This is a genomic window from Pseudophaeobacter leonis (genome assembly GCF_002087335.1).
GTDB classification, from domain to species: domain Bacteria; phylum Pseudomonadota; class Alphaproteobacteria; order Rhodobacterales; family Rhodobacteraceae; genus Pseudophaeobacter; species Pseudophaeobacter leonis.
In genome coordinates this window covers 104,436-124,083 of record NZ_MWVJ01000008.1, presented here as the reverse complement: position 1 = coordinate 124,083, position 19,648 = coordinate 104,436, and the positions used below count along the sequence as shown (strand labels likewise).

The window sequence follows — 19,648 nt, the reverse complement described above, 5'->3', positions numbered from 1 at the left end:
CGCCTGAAAAACGGGTTTTCTGTCATTGGGCCGCGATATCTTTGGAATTCACTCCGCTGCGGCGGTTTCTTCCCCGTCGGTGCAGATGAAACCACCAGATTGACGGGCCCAGAACTGCGCATAAAGCCCGCCTGCCGCCAAAAGCTCTACGTGGCTGCCGATCTCGGCGATCTGCCCCTGCTCCATCACGATAATCCGGTCCATTTCGCTCAGCGTCGACAGACGGTGGGCGATGGCCAGCACGGTCTTGCCCTGCATCACCCGTTCAAGCGCGCCTTGAATCAGCGCCTCAACCTCGGAATCCAACGCAGATGTGGCCTCGTCCATGATCAGGATTGGCGCATCTTTCAGAATGGCACGCGCCAGGGCAATGCGCTGGCGTTGACCGCCCGACAGCTTTACGCCGCGTTCGCCCAGAAAGGCATCATAGCCGGTGTTGCCCTGGCCATCTTCGAGCTCAAGAATAAAATCATGCGCCTCGGCCTGCTTGGCAGCCTGAATGAGGTCCGACTCAGTGGCATCGGGCCTGCCGTACAGGATGTTGTCGCGCGCCGAGCGGTTGAACATGGCGGTTTCCTGCGTGACCATGCCGATCTGACTGCGCAACGTATCCTGCGTCACCTGCGAGATATCCTGCCCGTCGATCAGGATCTTGCCCTCTTCGCCGTCATAGAGCCTGAGCAGCAGCGACACGAGAGTGGATTTTCCCGCGCCTGAGGCGCCAACAATGCCCAGTTTCTCGCCCGGTTTGATCGTCAAAGAGACATTGCGAATGCCCCCCACGTCGCGCCCATAGGCAAAGCCAACAGAATCAAAGGTGATCTCACCTGCCGGAACCTGCAGAATCTCGGCTTTGGCTCTGTCTTCGACCCTATCCGGTCTGGTCAGGGTCTTCATGCCGTTCTCGATCTCGCCCACGTTGGAATAGATCGCCATCAGGGTGAAACTGCCCCAACCGGTCATCTGCGCAATACGGATCGACACGGCCCCTGCCGCGACAATATCGCCCTCAGTGGCAGAGCCCGCCTGCCACAACACCAATGTGGCCCCGATCAAAAGCACAGGCAGAACCCCGGCAAGCGTCATCAAACAAAACCGGAAGCTGGCCGCGAGATAGCCAAAATCCAATGAGGTTTGACGATAATCAACCATCGCATCCTGGGCGCTGCGCTCTTCATGGGCCGCATGGGCAAAGAGCTTTACCGTCTTGATATTGGTAATGGTGTCCACCACCTGCCCCGAGACCGTGGCCCGCGCGCCAGCCCGTTTGCCCGATCGCTGCCGCACCCGTGGCAGGAACCAGCTGATCAGGGCAAAATAGCCCACCAGCCAGACCACAAACAGCAGGGTGATACGCAGATCAATCGCCCCCAACAGCGCCATGGACCCCACCAGTGAGGCCAGTGCAAAGGCCACCACGTTGATCACTTCGGTGGCGACCGAGGTCACAGCCGAGGCGGTCTGCATCTGTTTTTGCGCAATGCGTCCGGCGAAATCGTCGTCAAAAAACCGCACCGACTGTCCCAGCGTCCAGCGGTTCAGCCGGGACAGCACCAGCGGATTAACATTGGGCTGAACGATGATGGCATTAGAGGCCGCAGAAAGACCAAACAGCACCGGGCGCAGGATCAGGAAAAAGCCCAGCGCGCCGAGAATCACCAGAACATTTGACAGGGTAAAGAACTGCTCCGGCCCACTCTCCAGCGCCGTATCAATCACCAGCCCCAGGATATAGGCGGTGCCTGCCTCCATGGCGCCCGCGATCGCTGAAAAGGCAGCCGCCAACACCAACATCGGCCAGGCCCCCGACAGGCACCACTGCAGGAAAGCCGCCAATGTGGTGGGCGGAGCCCCCTTTGGCCGGCTGAAACGCGTCTATCAGATTGCCTATCTTCATTCTGCTGCCTCGATATTCAAAAATCCGCCCGACTGACGCGCCCAGAACTGCGCATACAGACCATTGGCCTGTAAAAGATCCTCGTGGCGACCCTGCTCGGCGATGCCGCCCTGATCCAGTACCAGAATGCGATCCATTTGTGCGATGGTGGACAGCCGATGTGCAATCGCGATCACCGTCTTGCCCTCCATCATGCCATATAGGGTCTCCTGGATGGCGGCCTCAACCTCGGAATCCAGCGCCGAGGTGGCCTCATCCAGCAGCAGGATTGGCGCGTCTTTCAGGATCACCCGCGCCAGGGTAATACGCTGACGCTGACCGCCTGACAGTTTCACACCCCGCTCACCCACATGGGCCTCATAGCCGCGTCGGCCCTGGGGGTCTTCGAGATCCAGAATGAATTCATGCGCCTGGGCCTGTTTGGCTGCGTCAATGACCTGCGCCTCACTGGCATCGGGTGCGGCATAAAGCAGATTGTCGCGCACAGAGCGATGCAACAGGGAACTGTCCTGCTGCACCATGCCGATATTGCTGCGCAGGCTGTCCTGCGTCACCTGCGAGATGTCCTGACCGTCGATCAGGATCTGACCAGAGTCCGGGTCATAAAACCGCAACAACAGTTTGACCAAAGTGGATTTTCCCGCGCCAGACCGGCCAACAAGGCCGATCTTTTCACCGGGCTTGATACTGAGGTTCAGCTGCTCCAAACCACCTGTTTCGCGGCCATAGTGATGCGACAGGTCCTTTAGCGTCACCTCGCCTTTGGTCAGCTGTAGCGGTTTCGCATTGGCGGCATCTACAAGGTCGATGGGCTGCGCAATGGTCTCCATGCCCTCGGCCACCACGCCAAGCTGGCGAAAGAACGAGGTCAGCGCCCACATGATCCAGCCAGTCATGGCATTCAGTCGCAGCGTCAGCGCCGTCGCTGCCGCCACCACCCCAGCCGAGGCCGAGCCGATCATCCACAGATGCAGCGCCCAGCCGACAACGCCGACGATCAGCAACCCATTCAGCGAGACCAGAACCGCATCCATCACGGTGAAAATCCGCATCTCGGCCTGAAAGGTCTCCCGCGTCTTCTCGATGGCGTCCTTGGCATAGCTGAGCTCACGCGTGTCATGGGCAAACATCTTGACCGAATGAATGTTTGAATAGCTGTCCACCACCCGTCCGGTCACGGTAGAGCGCGCGTCCGAGGCCGCCTGACTGGCAGGGCCAACACGGCGGATCGTCCAGCGCACCAGAAACCCATAGAGCACAAACCAGATCAGCAGCGGCAGCATCAAACGCGGATCTGCCACCGTCAACAGCACCGCCGCGCCAATCAGATAGGCCAGCGAAAAGGTGATGGCATCAAACACCTGAAACACCACCTCGCCGACTGCGGGCGGTGTCTGCATGATACGATTGGCGATCCGGCCGGCAAAATCGTTCTCGAACCAGGACACCGACTGACGCAGCACGTGGCGATGGGCCCGCCAGCGGATCAGGGTGCCAATGTTCGGCAAAATCGCGTTGTTCAGCAACAGCACATCGCCAAGCTGCAGCAAGGGCCGCAGCAAAAGGATAAACAGCGCCACCAGGATCAGTTCAGTGCCGTGCTCCTGCCAGACCTGCTCTGGCGTGCCAGACAGCAGATCGACGACCCGCCCCATGTAGTAAATCAGCCCGATTTCAATCGCGGCAACCACCACGGACATACAGGCAGTCAGGATAAAAACGGCCTTAAAGGGCGTGGAATAAGCCTTTAGAAAGGGCCAGAGCCGCGTCGGCGGTGTGTCCGTCTCAGCGTAGTCGCAATAGGGGTCAATGAGGTTTTCAAAAAAACGAAACATGTCAGTGTGCTCCAGATATTTGAGCAAATAGGGAAAGCAGAAATGCAGACAAAGGGCGAAGCCATAGCCCCCGTCAAAACGGGCGATATGGCTTTAGCTAAACCAGAGCCCGTAGTACATTCGCAATCCTTTCGGCATGAGTGTTTTGGCTAAAGCAGAAATAGCCACAGATGCTGCGGCCTGTCACCCTATGATTACAGCACAGCCACTAAGTTTCAAGACGGCTGGTGCTATTTCAGCAGGTGCAAAAGCTGCGCGCGGCTCAGGGTAAACCCCGACTCAATCCAGGCGCGCTCCAGCTGTTTCAGGCCAGCGCCCAGCGCCGCCCCCGCAAGATCGGGCATCAGATCAGCAGCTACCACCGGAAAAGTGGCCCCTGATCCCCGCTGCAGTTCAGTCTCTAAGTCAGGCAAAACAGGCTGTTCCAACAGGGCCGCCCGCAACAGGGCAGCACTGCGGGCCATGTCCAAACCCAACCGGTAGGCAAGCTCGGACACTGTGCTGGGCCCGCTCGCCGCATCCCGCAGGGCTTGCAGTCTGCGCGCCTCGGCCTTGCTCAGGCGCAAACACGCCTGCAGTTCTGAGCCACCCAGCGCGGCAAGACGCAGGATCGGATCAGGTTTCGCTGCCGTATTCAGGTGGATCAAGGGCGCCAAGGCGCGGTCATTGGCGCCGGGAAGGACCTGCCCCAAAACACCCGTCTGGCGCATCACCGCAATCGCTGGGGCGGGATCCGGGGCCGACAGCAGCTTTAACAGCTCAGCCGTTACCCGTTCCTTCGACAGCTGTGCCAGCCCCTCGAGATTGGCGGCAATCGCTGCCAACGCATCGGGGTCGAACCCGGCGTCCTTATCGCCGTACCAGGCGTGAAACCGAAAGTAGCGCAGGGTCCGCAAATAGTCTTCGCAAATGCGATTTTCGGCACTGCCGATAAAGCGCACCCGCCGGGCCGCCAGATCCGCCATGCCGCCCAGGGGATCCACAATACTGCCATCGGGACGCGCATAAATCGCGTTCATGGTGAAATCCCGCCGGGAGGCGTCCTCGGCTATATCGGTGGAGAAGGCGACAACCGCCCGGCGGCCATCGGTGGCAACATCCTTGCGAAACGTGGTCACCTCATGCGGGATATGCGCCTTCACCAGCGTCACAGTGCCATGATCAATGCCAGTTGGGATGGCTTTAATGCCCGCAGATTTTGCCAGCGCCATCACCTCATCGGGTTGGGCATTTGTGGCAATGTCGATATCTGAAACCGGTACCCCCATCAGGGCATTGCGCACACAGCCCCCGACAAAATACGCCTCGGCCCCGCGCGCAACCAGCGCGGCACAGACGCTTTGCGTGGCCGGCTCGGTCAACCAGTCCTGAGTCGCAAGGTCCATGACATTACCCCGCATTAGCGCTCCATCGTCCCGGCAAGCGCGCGCAGCATGCGCGCCGTCGCACCCCAAATATAGTAGGGACCAAAGGGCACAGTATAATACTGCCGCCGGGTGCCGCGCCAGTTGCGCGACGCGATAACGTAGTTTGCCGGGTTCATTACAGGGTCAAACGGCACAGAAAACACCTCGGCAACCTCACCCGCCTCGGGGCGCAGCTCAAATCCCTCGTGCAGCAAAGCCACCACCGGGGTGACCTGAAAGCTGGTCACGGTCTCGTGGCTCGGCAGCAGCCCAATGACCTCGGGGAGGTCTTTTGGCAGACCAATTTCTTCCCAGGCCTCACGCAGGGCAGCCTCGGTGACATCGGCGTCGCTCTCATCTACCTTGCCACCGGGAAAGGCGATCTGGCCGGGGTGGTGTTTCAGCGCCGAGGAGCGTTTTGTCAGGAGTATCCGGGGCTCAGGGCCAACCAGGGAAATGGCCACCAAAACGCCGGCCGGACGCAGCTTGCGCCCACCGGGCACGGCAAGATCAGGGTTGAGGTCAAAATCCGAAGACCCCGCCCTCTGATCCCGGCCCTGATCCTGCCCCTGAGCTGCAAGGGCGGCCTGTAATCTCTGCTGCAGATCACTCACCAGATGCGGTTTCCGCTTCAAAGCCAACGGTTGTTGGGTCCAGATCGTAATGCGCGCTGCAGAACTGACAATCGGCGGTGACGCGGCCCTCCTCTGTGGTCATTGTTGCGATATCCTTGGCGGAATAGATCGACAGGCTCTGGCGCACGCGATCTTCGGAACAGGTGCAGCCGAAATGAACCGCTTGCGAGTCGTACACCCTTGGCGCTTCTTCATGGAACAAGCGCAGCAGCAGGTCAGTCGGTGTAACCAGCGGGCCGATCAGCTCGAGCTCATCGACAGTGTTCAGCAGCATATTGACGCGGTTCCAGTTTTCTTCGGCTTCGCCGTCAACCAGATCCGCTGGCCGCAAGGACGCCCCGGTCCCCTCAGTGGCAGAAGCGACAAAAGGCGAGGCCTTGGGCATATGCTGCAGCATCACGCCGCCGGCCCGCCAGTGCTCGGCCACCCCTGGGCTGGAAGATTTGCCAAAGGTCAGGCTGAAGGTCGTCGGCAGCTGCTCGGACTGGGCAAAATAGGCCCCCGCACAGGCCGCAAGCGAGCCACCATCCAAAGCCGTGATCCCCTGATAGGGGGTGTTGCCTTCACCCTGGTCAATCATCACAGCAAAATAGCCCTCACCCACCTGATCAAAGGGGGCAGCATCGGTCAGCCGGTCGGCATCATAGCTGGCATAGGCACGAATTCGGGCCGGATCGCCCTCGTGTTGTGGCGCATAATAATCGGTTACAATCATCCGCACCGGGCCTTTGGATTGCACCTGCAGCGACAGCTTCCAGCGCAGCTTGATTGTCTGTCCGATCAGGGCAGTCAGCAGCGCCATCTCGGCCACGAGGGCCTCGACCTGGGGGGGGAGTTGTGCTGTTTCAAGATGCCATCAAGCGCCGTATCAAGCCGCACAACGCGGCCACGCATATCTGAAGCATCAAGCTGAAAGGGCAGGACTGTATCGTCCCATGCGATTTTTGATCCAAGAGTCATGGGGTTTCCTTAAGCGCCGGTGATTGGCATATCGAGCCTATATAGGGTTTTCCACAATAGAGTGAAGAGGGCGAATATGATCAGACGATTCGGTGACGTACCACGGCGAGATCAGACCTATCATCTGCGACCCGGAGCCTATGCGCTTTTGCCGCGCAACGGGCAGCTTTTGCTGACCTGTCAGATGGAGCCTGCCTTCGACATTCAACTGCCCGGTGGCGGCATCGATCCCGGTGAATCACCCCTGCCCGCGCTGCACCGCGAAGTTTTTGAGGAAACCGGCTGGTCAATTGCCTCGCCAAAACGACTGGGCGCATTTCGACGCTACACCTTTATGCCGGAATACGACCTCTGGGCAGAAAAACTCTGTCATATATATGTAGCGCGCCCCTTGCGCAGGCTGGGACCGCCCGGCGAACAGGGGCATCAGGCCCTTTGGCTGGACCATCAGGCGGCGATCACGCGCCTTGGCAATCCAGCAGCCCGAAGCTTTGCAATGCAGCTATTTACCAGGACCAGGTAATTCAAATCCTGAACCAAGCCGCTCCCGCCCCTTTTTGACAGGCTATCGCCAGTCAACAGGGTTGGGGGTAGCACCATGCCAGGGCATGGTGCTGCAGCGCAGGATGGCAAGTGCTGCGCAAAACAACACTGCACAGTATTCACTGTTTTTGGAAAAGAGCGCTGCAGCAGGCCGCGTTAGCGGGCTGCCGGGCCCAACAAGAGTGGATTATCTTTGATAATCTTACGATTGGCGGGAGCCCCGCGCTCTAGGCTAAAAAACCGCAATCCACCCAGGTATCGCAGGGTTTCCTCAGGGGCCTTCGTATTCGAACAGGGTCGCCGAGACGTCATCTTCCAAGCCATACTCCTGTGACATGATCTGGGTGAGATTCCAGTACAGGTCGTCCAGGAATTCCTTGCCACTTTGGCGCGAATCGCACTTGGCAATAAGTTTCAACAGCCCCTCGGGCTCCAGCATCTCGCCATTTTCCAGCCGTGCTTCGGTGAAGCCATCGGAATACAGCAACAGCCGGTCACCTTTTTGGAGAATCGCCTCTTCCTGGCTATAGCCAATATCCGGCACCAGACCGATCGGAACGCCGCCTTTGCCCAGAAACTCAACACTGCCATCCCGGCGCAGCAGCAACGGATGCGGATGCCCGGCCTGCACCATTTTCAACACGCCACTGCGCAGATCAATGATGCAATAGGCCATTGTGAAGTATTCTTCGATGCCGGTATCCGCGATCAAACGGGCATTCAGCATGCGGGCAACCTCTTCCGGATGCCGCAGCGCATAGAAACGGTTGAAGCGCTGCTCCATCCCGACGTTCTGATCAAAGTAGGCAGAAGACAGATACCCGCCCAGCCGGGCGGTCATCATCGCTGAGGTAATGCCATGCCCGGACACATCAATGGAATAAAAGCCAACCCGGTTTACCCCCGGGCTGAACATCCCGACCAGATCGCCACCGATGTGGCCACAGGGTTTCAGCAGCAAGCTGACAGTGGACGATCCAAAATCTTTGGACAGTTCAGGAACCAGCGATTCCTGAATTTTACGGGCCTGAATGAGATCTTTGTCGATGGCATCATAGACGCTCTGCAACTCGTCCAGAGTATCAGAAACAATGCGGTTCTTCTCAGACAGTTCCCGCTGCATTCGCAGGATGCGCTCGCCCGCAGAAATGCGCGCGCGCAGCTCATCCGAGCTCACAGGCTTGGTCAGGAAATCATCGGCGCCGGCATCAAGCCCTTCGGCAACTTCGTTCTTCTCGCTCTTGGAGGTCAGAAGAATAAAATAGGCGTAATTATCCTTGGATTGCTCACGAAAGGCGTGGCAAAACTCTAACCCGTTCATTCCGGGCATCATCCAGTCGCTGAGAATAAGGTCTGGTGGTTCCTGCCGACAGATCTCCATGGCAGCCTCGCCGCTGTCCGCCTCAACAACGTCAAACCCCCACTTTTGCAAAGAGGCGACAAGGATACGGCGCTGCAAACGGCTGTCGTCAACAACCAACACCCGGTTGATCGACCCGCTCATGGCCTGTCCCTCATTGTCCAGTGAACTGTCTGGCAGCACCCTTGGCCCCTCTTTAAAAATCTTAATGCTCGCGCTTCAAATGACACTATCAGGGCAGACCTTTAAAAGGATATGAACGTAACAAATTGTATTGTCGCCTGTTTTTTACCATAAATTTACTACATTCAAACTATGACTACGTCTCTAAGTGACGGAAAATAGGGACACTGCAATGATAGATTGGCCTCGGGTAAAAGAGCTGAGAGATGAAATCGGCGCAGAGGATTTTGGTGAAGTCGTAGATCTTTTCCTCGAAGAAGTCGAAGAAGTAATCGTAAAACTGCGGTCTGGTGACTGCGGGCAACTGGAGCAGGACCTGCACTTTCTGAAGGGCAGCGCCATGAACCTGGGCTTTGATGATTTCTCAAAGCTCTGCCTTGTTGGCGAACGCAAATCAGCAGAAGGCCAGGCAGAAAACGTCAATGTTCCAGAAATTCTGGACCAGTTTGAAAGCTCAAAAGTGGCCTTTCTGGCAGAGCTTCCCAGTCTCAACTGACACCTTGAAAACGCCGAAAAAGTATAAAACAATATTATTATCAATGCCTTATTTTAAACGCCCTGACTTCCTCCCCTGCTGAGATGCGGTCCAGGCGGAACGCTATGCGCCTGTGCTAATCCTGCGCAGCCCTGATTGGCAGATGCACCGGGCTTCTTCCAGATATATCCTGCGCCGCAAGAGTCAGATCAGGAACTGCGCCAGGGTCTCATCATTCGTTATGTCCGTGTAGGACATCCCAGCTGCATCCAGCCGCGCAAAAAGATCCGAAAAATTCTCAGGCCGCTTGGTCTCGATCCCGATCAGCACAGAGCCAAAATTGCGCGCCGACTTTTTCAGATATTCGAATCGGGCGATATCGTCCTCGGGCCCCAAAATACCAAGAAACTCTTTCAGCGCGCCGGGTCGCTGCGGCAGACGTAGCAGAAAATATTTTTTTACACCCGAATATCTCAGTGCCCGCTCTTTCACCTCTGGCAGGCGCTCAAAATCAAAATTTCCGCCGGATGTGACGCAGACAACCGTCTTGCCGCGAATCCATGAGCGCACATCGCCCAGCGCCTCAACAGCCAGGGCGCCTGCGGGTTCCAGAACGATTCCCTCAACATTCAGCATTTCGATCATTGTCGAGCAGACACGATCCTCAGCCAGGGCGATGACATCCGGCAGCGGAATATGTTTCAGCAACTCAAAAGGGCGCTCGCCCAGCCGACCAACAGCCGCGCCGTCGACAAAGGTATCAACCTTGTCCAGCGACACAGGTCGGCCTGCCTTTAGGGCAGCACGCAGGCAGGCACCGCCTTCGGGTTCCACATAGAGACAATGCACCGCACCTGCGAACCAGCTGGTGACCCCCGCTGACATGCCGCCGCCGCCCACCGGCAGGATGACATGGTCCGGCAGCCGCCCCAGCTGCGCCTCGATCTCGACCGCAATAGAGCTTTGTCCCTCGATCACATCCCAATCATCAAAAGGCGACAGGAAATGCCCGCCTTCGCGCGCGCACCAGTCCTGCGCCGCGGCCAGCGTGTCATCAAAATAGTCGCCAGTCAGATGGATCTCGATGTTCTCGCCGCCAAAGATCCGGGTTTTCTGGATCTTTTGCTGCGGTGTGGTCACCGGCATAAAGATCACGCCTTTGACCCCCATATGTTTACACATAAAGGCCACACCCTGCGCGTGGTTGCCGGCAGAGGCACAGACAAACAGCTCTTGGCCGGGCTGTTTGCGCATCGCATTAAAGGCACCCCGGATTTTATAGGACCGCACCGGGCTCAGGTCCTCGCGTTTGAGGTAGATATCAGCCTCAAACCGCTCGGACAGATGCACATTGCGCTGCAGGGGTGTGGCAGGAAACACATCGCGCATCGCCTCTTCGGCAGCGCGGGCGGCGGTTCTAAAAGGGGTGTTTGGATCGCTCATGTGGTATTGAGTGGCGCAAGTCTTGCCCCAAGACAAGAGGGCAAGACCAACGCATATTCAAGAATATCAGGCTAGATCGGACGTTCTTCGATGTAGTGCCCATACAAAGTGGTCAGGATGCTGACATTTACCAGGGACATAACCAGCAACACCAAATAGACTAAAATAACTCCCACAAATGGAATGAGCATGAAGAGAGCCGCAAAAATATTGAGCGCCATCTGGAACAGAAACCCAATAAACATCAGCCCCAGAAAGGTTCCGGTTTCACCAGCTGTTGCGGACCACGACTCTTTTAGTGTCAGCGGCTTACCAATCGCCGCAGCAGGCAAAATTGGAACCAAACGGTATAACCCGACCACAATCGTGACCATCAGAACAAAGAAAACGGCTCCTCCTAATACCGGAGCGCCGGACCCCAGAACCACCACAATCAGAAATCCAGGAATCATGGCAACCATCATCAGAATGCCCAACAGACAACCATGCCCGAAGTAGGACAGAACACGATCAAAACGGAACGGAGGAACCCATCCCTGTGGGTATTCCTCAAGCAGGACAAACCGGTGCCAGGAAACAACGATCCACAGCATCATGATCGCAATGATCAACGAGACCCCAAGGAAGCCCCAAAAATAGGGCCCCTGAGTTGGTTTGTACCAGAAGGTCCATGGCTTCCTCATCATTCAGAAAACTGGACAAAGAAACGCCCAAAAGAGAAAGCAGTGCAAAGACGACAGCAAAAGTCAGCAGGACCGGGACAACTCCAATCTGCAAGGCCTGCCGAAAGTTTCGAAAGACCATTCCAAAGGAATGCGCAAAAATAGACCAGGATTTCATCCAATTTCTCTCCAACGTGATACAGCGATCTCGGGTACAAGCTATGCGAGTAGGCCATAAAGGAAAACCCCGCTAAACCTTGCCCTCGCGGTTGAAACCCGGTATCGCCCACTCGATCTGACTGAGAGGAAATTCTATGTCCGCGCCCAAGAAAGTTGTGCTGGCCTATTCCGGTGGCCTTGATACCTCAATCATCCTGAAGTGGCTGCAGACCGAATATGGCTGCGAAGTTGTCACCTTCACCGCCGACCTCGGCCAGGGTGAAGAGCTGGAGCCCGCCCGCAAGAAGGCTGAGATGCTCGGCATCAAGCCCGAAAACATCTACATCGAAGACGTCCGCGAAGAGTTCGTGCGTGACTTTGTATTCCCGATGTTCCGCGCCAATGCGGTCTATGAGGGCCTCTACCTGCTGGGCACCTCGATCGCGCGTCCGCTGATCTCCAAACGTCTTGTTGAGATCGCCGAGGCCGTTGGGGCCGATGCGGTTGCGCATGGCGCCACCGGCAAGGGCAACGATCAGGTGCGCTTTGAGCTGGCAGCCTATGCGCTGAACCCCGACATCAAGGTGATCGCGCCCTGGCGCGAATGGGATCTGACCTCACGGACCCGCCTGCTGGAATTCGCCGAGGCGCACCAGATCCCCGTCGCCAAGGATAAGCGCGGCGAAGCGCCTTTCTCGGTCGATGCCAACCTGCTGCACACCTCCTCCGAGGGCAAAGTGCTGGAAGACCCCGCCGTCATGGCGCCCGACTACGTCTACCAGCGCTCGGTGAACCCGGAAGATGCGCCCGACACGCCCGAATACATCGAAGTCGGCTTTGAAAAAGGCGACGCGGTCTCGATCAATGGCGAGGCCATGTCGCCTGCAACGATCCTGACCAAGCTGAACGAGTACGGCGGCAAACACGGCTGCGGTCGGTCTTGACCTTGTTGAAGGTCGCTTTGTGGGCATGAAATCGCGCGGCATCTACGAGACCCCCGGCGGCACCCTGCTGCTTGAGGCCCATCGCGGTATCGAGAGCATCACCATGGACCGTGGGGCGATGCACCTGAAAGACCAGCTGATGCCGCAATACGCAGAGCTGATCTACAACGGGTTTTGGTATTCACCCGAGCGCGAAATGCTGCAAGCCGCCATTGACGCCAGCCAGACCCATGTCACCGGCTTTGTGCGTCTGAAGCTCTACAAAGGTTCTGCCACCTGCGTTGGTCGCTGGTCGGATCACTCGCTCTACTCCGAGGCGCATGTGACCTTTGAAGACGATGCCGGCGCCTATGATCAGACAGATGCTGCGGGCTTTATTCAGCTCAACGCGCTGCGGCTAAAACTGCTGGCCGCCCGCGAGCGCCGGTTGAAAAAATGAGCGAGTTTGACGACATAGACGGCGATTTCGAGGACGACTTCGAGGAAGAGCTGGAGATGTTTGTTGAGGCCCAGGACACCGTTTGGTCGGATGTCCTGGCAGAGCTTACCGCGGGTAAAAAGACGGGCCACTGGATGTGGTCGTCTTTCCGCAACTGGCAGAGCTTGGCCAGTCGCATATGGCGCAACTCTATGGCATCGAAGATCTCTCCGAGGCCACGGCCTATCTTGGCCATTGCATCCTGCGGGCCCGACTGGTAGAGGTCAGCGCGCTGATGCTCTCCCATCAGTCACAAGAGGCGGCCACTATTCTGGGTGCGACTGATGCCAAAAAACTGCGCTCCTCAATGACATTGTTTGCCACGGTTCCCGGGGCTCCAGATATCTTTGCCGAAGTGCTGGCGACGTTCTTTGCGGCCACACCCTGCGACGTTACTCTTCAGGCCCTCACGTAAACGGACAGATCAGGCTCTGCTATAGGGCCTTTTCACCATACATCGTGCACTTGCCGCCTCGTCAGGCTTGCCAGCTGTCGCGCGGCGACCTACCCCAAGGTGCAATAGCGCAAGGGAACAGCAACGATGACACTGCAAGACATTGCCAAGGGCATCTCCGACGGGTTGCAGGGCAAAAGCTTTGATGGCTCGCTGAAATTTGACTGCGGTGACGATGGCGTCATCATCCTGGCAGATGGCACAGCCAGCACCACGGATCACGACACCGACTGCACCATCAAACTGTGCAGGACAATCTGGTAAAACTGCTGACAGGCAAGCTCAACCCGATGACGGGGGTGATGACGGGCAAGCTCAAGATCTCAGGCGATATGGCGACCGCCATGAAACTGGGCAAGCTGATCGGCTAACACGCTTCATCTTGCCAAAAATACCTTGGGGGGAGCGCCTTTGGCGCGGGGGGCCAAAGCCCCCAACTGCACCAGCTAGATTTTTTTCCCCTTCAGTGCCTGATAAAAAGGCATGGCGGCCTCCAGCACCGGCAACAGCACCTCCGGCACCTCTGGCAGCGGCCCTTCCGGTCCGGCAAAACCGGTTGAGTTCCACACTGCCCCGTACCAGACCGAAGCCCAGACACCATCATTCACATGGCCACCCTTTGGCCAGCTGGTCATCTTTGGCGACGGGGGCATGCCAACCGCCTCGCACAGCTGTTCCAGCTTGGTTGCGGGGTCATCGCGGATGTCATGACTGTCCACCACCACCGGCGACTGCCCCCAACTGCAGCACAGATCATAAAGCTCTGCCTGTTGGCGAAACCCGATGTCATCCAGCACAGGGTTTTCGCGTTTGGCCGCGTAAGACGCGATAACGCGCGCCGGGTGGCGGATCAGGAACACATTGCTGACCTCTCGCATCCAGTCACGCGGCACGCCATCTATCATGTGCTGGGTCATGTGTTTTTGGTAAAAATAGGGCTTGGCTGCCGGCACCGGCCCCAACAGAGCCTCTGCGACGGTGTTTGGATCCTGCGACTGACTGTCCAGGATCTCCTCTCGCATCGGATGCTCGAACCCCGTCATTGCCAGGTAGGCGGCATAAAAGGGCTCGTCCACTACGGCACAGTCGCCGCGATTGCCAAAGCCATACATCATTGCAGTCGAAAGATTCCGTGGTCCGGACCACATTGCAATCCGCATCAGACACACTCCGCTTCTATCATGGCCTTATAAAGTGCACGAATGCGCTTGGTCATGGGGCCCATCTCGCCACTGCCGATCTGACGTCCATCAATATCCCCCACAGGGGTCTGCGCGCCAAAGGTGCCGGTCAAAAAGGCTTCATCTGCGCCATAGGTGTCGACCAGCGAGTAGTTGCGCTCAAATACTGGGATACCATTGGCGCGACACAGATAGATGACCTTTTGGCGCGTGATGCCGTTCATGCAATAATCCCCGGTCGAGGTCCAAACAGCCCCTTTGCGCACGATGAAAAAGTTGCAGGCATTGGTGGTGTTCCCAATGCCATTTACGTCCAGCATCAGCCCCTCATCGGCACCGGCCTTTTCAGCGGCGATACAGGCAAGAATACAGTTCAGTTTCGAGTGCGAGTTCAGCTTTGGGTCCTGCGTCATTGGCAACCCCCGCAGATGCGGCACCGTCGCGAGGCGAATAGGGCGCGGCAGATTGGGTTTGGAATGCTCCATGATGATCACCATGGTCGGGCCCTGCTGCGACAGCGAAGGATGCTGAAAGGGTCGTGTTTTCACCCCCCGCGTCAGCATCAGTCGCGCATGGGCATCCGTACTCATACCATTGGCCTTTTGTGTCTCTAACACAGCGTCTTTAACGCCCTCTCGGTCCAAACCGATATCCAGATCTATCGCCTTTGCCGCCTCGAACAAACGGTCCAGATGTTCATCGATAAAGGCCCAGGTACCGTTGTACAGCCCCAGCCCTTCCCAGACCCCATCGCCCAGCATGAACCCACTGTCATAGACGCTCACCGTCGCCTCGGCCTTGGGCACGATCTTGCCATTGAGATAGATCAGGATTTCTTCGTTGCGCTGATCTTCAGTCGCCTGATGCGTGCTCATTTTCTCGGTCATGGGATGCTCCTTTTGCCGCACGCTAGAAGGATTGGATCCAATTTCCAAGCGGTAACTTGCGCTCACCTCCCCGTGACATTCGATGTCATGGCATTGAGCCGGGAGCCAGGGCGCAGCAGAGTAGTGAAAACGGAGGCCATCATGAAGATTCTGGACAGACTCAAGCCCATTGCCAAGCCCATTGCGCTGACCACATTCATGGTCGTAGCCCTGCTTCTGCGCAGCCACAGCGCCGAAGCACAGAACATTGAAACGCTGACGGTGGCTGGCGGATGTTTCTGGTGTGTCGAGAGCGATTTCGAATCCGTGCCCGGCGTGATTGAAGCCCTGTCTGGCTATACTGGCGGCACAAACAGCAACCCGACCTATGGGGATGTGGGCAAAGGGGGCACAGGACATTACGAGGCCGTCGAAATCACTTTTGACCCCAAACAAATAGGTCGCGCGCAATTGCTGGATATGTTCCTGCGCTCGGTTGTCCCCACGGATGCAGGTGGACAGTTTTGCGATCGCGGCGACACATACCGCACCGCCATTTTTGTCTCTAACAAAGGTGAAAAAGCTCTTGCAGAGCAGGCTTTGACCAAAGCACAAAAAGATCTGGGGCAAAAAATCGTCACGCCCGTTTTGGCGGCCACGGTCTTTTACCGTGCCGAAGACTACCATCAGGACTACTATAAAGGCAGCAAGCTGGTGTTTACCCGGTTTGGACCAAAACGCCAGGCCGCAGCCTATAAACGCTACCGCAAGGCCTGCGGCCGCGATGCGCGGGTGGCCCAGCTTTGGGGGGATGCAGCCCCCTTTGCCAAGGGGCACTGATCGTCTGTCTCTTCAGCCAAAAGAGACCGTGATCCTGCAAGCGCGCGGAGATCAGAACCGCGCGTCTTGCACCTCTTTGAGGTCGGGGATCACATCAGCGGTGCCGTGGCGCATGACCATCAAGGCCCCTGCCCGCGCCGCCTGTGCCATCGCCTGCGGCATTGGCAGGCCTCGATCTATCCCGGGTAAAACATAGCCGGTGAATGTATCGCCCGCACCGGTGGTATCAACCGGCGTCCCGGTAAGGCCGGAATATCAAGGCTGTCGCCCGTCTCGCCATTGAAGTACCGCGCGCCGCGCGCACCCAGCGTGACAATGACATGCGCCACACCCAGCTCTTCGGGTGCTTTACCGGTCGCCTGCTGGAGCTGCTGCGCCTCAACCTCGTTCAGGAACAAAAAAATCCAAAAAGGGCAAAACCCGCCTGCACCGCTGCCGCCTCAAACGGGGCCGCGGCATAGGCAACCCTGAGCCCGAGATGGCGCGCGATCTCAGCCGCCTCGGCCTGCATGTTGGTTTCGTTCTGCAGCACCAGAATGTCGCCGGCATTGGCCTCGCACAGCGCCTGGCCAACCTGATCGCGTGTGATGGCCCGGTTGGCGCCCGGAAAAAGGATGATCTGGTTTTCACCCCTGTGATCCACCGCGATGATGGCATGCCCTGTCGGCAGGTCCAGGGTGGCAATGCGTCGGGTATCGACGCCGTATTCCATCAGCCGGGCCACAGCCCAGCCTCCCTCGGGACCAACGGCCCCGATGTGATGCACGCGTGATCCGGCGCGGGCGGCGGCGACCGACATATTGGCCCCCTTGCCGCCCAGAAACTGGTCCAACCCCGTCGCGGCCAGGGTCTCACCAGCCACGGGCAGATGCGGCATGGTGTAAACCATATCCGCATTGATTGACCCCAGATTCCAGATCGCCATGCTGATTACCCGATACCGCGGGCAGCCAGCACCGCCATATTCAGCACGTCATTGGCGGTCGAGGTGGTCGAACAGATCTGGATCGACTTGTCGACACCAGACAGGATCGGGCCAACAACCGTGGCGCCGCCCATTTCCTGCATCAGCTTGACCGAGATTGAGGCCGAGTGCCGCGCCGGAACAATCAGGATATTGGCCGGACCGCTGAGACGCTGGAAGGGATAGGCCTCTTGTGCGGCGGCATTCAGGGCCACATCGACGGTCATCTCACCCTCATATTCAAAATCCACCCCGCGTTTGTCCAGCACAGCCGGCGCCAGATGCATCTTTTCCGCCCGCTCAGAGACCGGATAGCCAAAGGTCGAGAAGCTGACAAAGGCCACCCGTGGCTCAAGTCCCATGTGACGGGCAACGCCTGCGGCGCGCTCGGCAATATTGGCAAGATCGTTCTCATCCGGCCATTCATGCACCAATGTGTCGCCAATCAGCACGATGCGCCCCTTGTGCAGCAAGGCCGTCACGCCGGCCGCGCCATGAATGCGGTCAGCATCAAACACATGATTGATCTGGTCCAGAATATGCGCCGATTTGCGGGTCGCCCCTGTCACCAGACCGTCACCATGTCCATGGGCCAGCATCAGGGCAGAGAAAACATGGCGGTCGCGGCCAACAAGCCGGTGAACGTCCTTGCGATCAAAGCCTTTGCGCTGCAGGCGTTTGTACAAAAAGTCCTTATAGACATCAAAATGCGAGGTGTTGGCAGCGTTGACAATATCCAACTCGCGCACCGCATCGCCAAGACCGGAGGCTTGCAGCTTTTCTTTGACATCCTCACTACGTCCGACAACCAGCGCCTTGCCAAAGCCGGAGCGCTGATAATTGACGGCAGCCCGCAGCACCCGTGGATCATCGCCCTCGGCAAAGATCATCCGGCTTTGCGCCGACCGCGCCCGCGCATTGAGACCGCGCAGGATAGAGGCGGTTGGGTCCATCCGCCCTTTTAGGCCCACCTCATAGGCCTCCATATCAATGATAGGACGACGGGGCGCGCCGGGATCCATGCCAGCCTTGGCAACAGCCGGCGGGATGCGGTGGATCAGGCGCGGGTCAAACGGCGTCGGAATGATGTAGTCGCGGCCAAAGGTCAGCGATTTGCCATAGGCCAGCGCCACCTCATCCGGCACATCCTCACGCGCCAGAGCGGCAAGCGCATGGGCACAGGCGATTTTCATCTCGTCATTGATGGCGCGGGCATGGATGTCCAGCGCACCGCGGAACAGATAGGGAAAACCCAGCACGTTATTGACCTGGTTGGGATAATCCGAACGCCCAGTGGCGACAATGGCATCAACGCGCACCTCATGCGCCTGTTCCGGAGTGATCTCGGGATCGGGGTTTGCCATGGCAAAGATCACCGGATTATCCGCCATCTTGAGGACCATATCCTGGGTCACGGCCCCTTTGACAGAGACGCCAAGAAACACATCGGCACCCTCCATGGCCTCTTCGAGGCTGCGCAGTTCAGTCGGAATGGCATGCGCCGATTTCCACTGGTTCATACCCTCGGTACGACCCTGATAAATCACGCCTTTGGTATCACAGATGATGCAGTTCTCGTGCCGTGCGCCCATACGTTTGAGCAGCTCAATACAGGCGATGCCAGCGGCCCCGGCGCCGTTCAGAACAATGCGCACATCTTCGATTTTTTTGCCCGAGATATGCAGCGCGTTGATCAACCCGGCAGCACAGATCACAGCCGTGCCGTGCTGGTCATCGTGGAAGACCGGAATATCCATCTCTTCCTTGAGCCTTTGCTCAATGATGAAACACTCTGGCGCCTTGATGTCTTCGAGGTTGATGCCGCCAAATGTCGGCCCCATCAGGCGCACCGCATTGATAATCTCATCTGGATCTTCAGTATCCAGCTCGATATCAATCGAATTCACATCGGCCAAACCGTTTGAAGAGAACGGATTTCCCCTCCATCACCGGCTTTGACGCCAGCGCGCCCAGATTGCCAAGACCCAAAACCGCAGTGCCGTTCGAGATCACCGCAACAAGGTTGCCCTTGTTGGTATAGTCATAGGCGGTCTCGGGACTGGCCGCGATAGCCTCGCAAGGCACCGCAACGCCTGGCGAATAGGCCAGCGACAAATCGCGCTGCGTCGTCATCGGAACGGTGGCATTGATCTCCCATTTACCCGGCGAAGGATCCAGGTGAAAGGCGAGGGCTTCTTGGTCGGTTATCTTCGCTTTGGGCATCTGTTCTGTCGATCTTTCTATGGGGGCTGGAACTTCATAGCCCAGCCGGGGAGTTGCCACAACGGGTATGCGTTTTCACCTTTCGCCGCAGGCTGGCGGGTTGTATGGTCGCGACGCAAAACCTACCCCGATATGCGGAG

12 protein-coding genes and 7 pseudogenes are annotated in these 19,648 nt (G+C 57.8%); 6 read left to right on the top strand and 13 right to left on the bottom strand.

Going from position 1 to position 19,648, the window contains the following annotated elements:
* Positions 1-48: 48 nt before the first annotated feature.
* From B4968_RS04135 to hslO, 5 genes and pseudogenes are all read right to left on the bottom strand, one after another.
* A pseudogene (locus B4968_RS04135) lies at positions 49-1,897 on the bottom strand (ABC transporter ATP-binding protein).
* Positions 1,894-3,732, bottom strand: a complete 1,839-nt coding sequence (locus B4968_RS04130; RefSeq protein WP_083096867.1) for an ABC transporter ATP-binding protein — start codon at positions 3,730-3,732, stop codon at positions 1,894-1,896. Before B4968_RS04130 ends, B4968_RS04135 begins: the two are co-directional and overlap by 4 nt.
* A gap of 230 nt (positions 3,733-3,962) precedes the next feature.
* Positions 3,963-5,117 (bottom strand): CCA tRNA nucleotidyltransferase, encoded by a 1,155-nt coding sequence (locus B4968_RS04125; RefSeq protein ID WP_083096912.1) that lies wholly within the window; start codon positions 5,115-5,117, stop codon positions 3,963-3,965.
* A 14-nt stretch (positions 5,118-5,131) separates the two neighbouring features.
* On the bottom strand, positions 5,132-5,752 hold the full coding sequence (locus tag B4968_RS04120) for a CoA pyrophosphatase (protein WP_083096864.1): 621 nt from the start codon (positions 5,750-5,752) through the stop codon (positions 5,132-5,134).
* A pseudogene (hslO, locus tag B4968_RS04115) lies at positions 5,745-6,733 on the bottom strand (Hsp33 family molecular chaperone HslO). Before hslO ends, B4968_RS04120 begins: the two are co-directional and overlap by 8 nt.
* A gap of 76 nt (positions 6,734-6,809) precedes the next feature.
* Here hslO and B4968_RS04110 point away from each other — a divergent pair.
* Positions 6,810-7,256: an NUDIX hydrolase gene (locus B4968_RS04110; protein WP_083096861.1), complete on the top strand. Its 447-nt coding sequence runs from the start codon at positions 6,810-6,812 to the stop codon at positions 7,254-7,256.
* A gap of 291 nt (positions 7,257-7,547) precedes the next feature.
* On the opposite strand, the gene B4968_RS04105 is transcribed toward B4968_RS04110, so the two are convergent.
* Positions 7,548-8,819 (bottom strand): PP2C family protein-serine/threonine phosphatase, encoded by a 1,272-nt coding sequence (locus tag B4968_RS04105; protein WP_083096859.1) that lies wholly within the window; start codon positions 8,817-8,819, stop codon positions 7,548-7,550.
* 172 nt (positions 8,820-8,991) lie between these two features.
* Between B4968_RS04105 and B4968_RS04100 the strand changes: the two genes are divergently transcribed.
* On the top strand, positions 8,992-9,315 hold the full coding sequence (locus B4968_RS04100) for an Hpt domain-containing protein (protein ID WP_083096858.1): 324 nt from the start codon (positions 8,992-8,994) through the stop codon (positions 9,313-9,315).
* A gap of 183 nt (positions 9,316-9,498) precedes the next feature.
* Here B4968_RS04100 and ilvA read toward each other — a convergent pair whose 3' ends face one another.
* From ilvA to B4968_RS04085, 3 genes are all read right to left on the bottom strand, one after another.
* Entirely contained in the window at positions 9,499-10,737 is a 1,239-nt protein-coding gene (gene ilvA, locus B4968_RS04095; RefSeq protein WP_083096856.1) for a threonine ammonia-lyase IlvA, read from the bottom strand.
* Positions 10,738-10,808: 71 nt separating this feature from the next.
* Positions 10,809-11,348: a hypothetical protein gene (locus B4968_RS04090; protein ID WP_139792565.1), complete on the bottom strand. Its 540-nt coding sequence runs from the start codon at positions 11,346-11,348 to the stop codon at positions 10,809-10,811.
* Positions 11,287-11,577, bottom strand: coding sequence for a hypothetical protein (locus B4968_RS04085; RefSeq protein WP_083096851.1), 291 nt, complete (start codon positions 11,575-11,577; stop codon positions 11,287-11,289). Before B4968_RS04085 ends, B4968_RS04090 begins: the two co-directional genes overlap by 62 nt.
* A gap of 136 nt (positions 11,578-11,713) precedes the next feature.
* Between B4968_RS04085 and B4968_RS04080 the strand changes: the two are divergent.
* From B4968_RS04080 to B4968_RS04070, 3 pseudogenes are all read left to right on the top strand, one after another.
* Positions 11,714-12,941, top strand: a pseudogene (locus B4968_RS04080) (argininosuccinate synthase).
* 95 nt (positions 12,942-13,036) lie between these two features.
* Positions 13,037-13,395, top strand: a pseudogene (locus tag B4968_RS04075) (DUF1810 family protein).
* Positions 13,396-13,521: 126 nt separating this feature from the next.
* Positions 13,522-13,805, top strand: a pseudogene (locus B4968_RS04070) (SCP2 sterol-binding domain-containing protein).
* A 75-nt stretch (positions 13,806-13,880) separates the two neighbouring features.
* Here the strand turns inward: B4968_RS04070 and B4968_RS04065 are convergent.
* On the bottom strand, positions 13,881-14,594 hold the full coding sequence (locus B4968_RS04065; protein ID WP_083096848.1) for a sulfotransferase-like domain-containing protein: 714 nt from the start codon (positions 14,592-14,594) through the stop codon (positions 13,881-13,883).
* The gene (locus B4968_RS04060; protein ID WP_083096909.1) at positions 14,594-15,502 is read right to left on the bottom strand and encodes a D-amino acid aminotransferase; all 909 of its coding nucleotides are present in this window, start codon (positions 15,500-15,502) and stop codon (positions 14,594-14,596) included. Before B4968_RS04060 ends, B4968_RS04065 begins: the two co-directional genes overlap by 1 nt.
* Before the next feature lie 141 nt (positions 15,503-15,643).
* Between B4968_RS04060 and msrA the strand changes: the two genes are divergently transcribed.
* Positions 15,644-16,321, top strand: coding sequence for a peptide-methionine (S)-S-oxide reductase MsrA (gene msrA, locus B4968_RS04055; protein ID WP_083096906.1), 678 nt, complete (start codon positions 15,644-15,646; stop codon positions 16,319-16,321).
* A gap of 51 nt (positions 16,322-16,372) precedes the next feature.
* On the opposite strand, the pseudogene B4968_RS04050 reads toward msrA, so the two are convergent.
* Positions 16,373-17,246: pseudogene (locus tag B4968_RS04050) on the bottom strand (ribokinase).
* A gap of 5 nt (positions 17,247-17,251) precedes the next feature.
* A pseudogene (locus B4968_RS25070) lies at positions 17,252-19,508 on the bottom strand (NADP-dependent malic enzyme).
* Positions 19,509-19,648: the final 140 nt, after the last annotated feature.

Excerpts from the sequence above, each read along its gene's own strand:
- B4968_RS04130 (WP_083096867.1), bottom strand. The coding sequence starts at position 3,732 with ATGTTTCGTTTTTTTGAAAACCTCATTGACCCCTATTGCGACTACGCT.
- B4968_RS04125 (WP_083096912.1), bottom strand. The coding sequence starts at position 5,117 with ATGGACCTTGCGACTCAGGACTGGTTGACCGAGCCGGCCACGCAAAGC.
- B4968_RS04110 (WP_083096861.1), top strand. The coding sequence starts at position 6,810 with ATGATCAGACGATTCGGTGACGTACCACGGCGAGATCAGACCTATCAT.
- B4968_RS04100 (WP_083096858.1), top strand. The coding sequence starts at position 8,992 with ATGATAGATTGGCCTCGGGTAAAAGAGCTGAGAGATGAAATCGGCGCA.
- ilvA (WP_083096856.1), bottom strand. The coding sequence starts at position 10,737 with ATGAGCGATCCAAACACCCCTTTTAGAACCGCCGCCCGCGCTGCCGAA.
- B4968_RS04085 (WP_083096851.1), bottom strand. The coding sequence starts at position 11,577 with ATGAAATCCTGGTCTATTTTTGCGCATTCCTTTGGAATGGTCTTTCGA.
- B4968_RS04065 (WP_083096848.1), bottom strand. The coding sequence starts at position 14,594 with ATGCGGATTGCAATGTGGTCCGGACCACGGAATCTTTCGACTGCAATG.
- B4968_RS04060 (WP_083096909.1), bottom strand. The coding sequence starts at position 15,502 with ATGACCGAGAAAATGAGCACGCATCAGGCGACTGAAGATCAGCGCAAC.
- msrA (WP_083096906.1), top strand. The coding sequence starts at position 15,644 with ATGAAGATTCTGGACAGACTCAAGCCCATTGCCAAGCCCATTGCGCTG.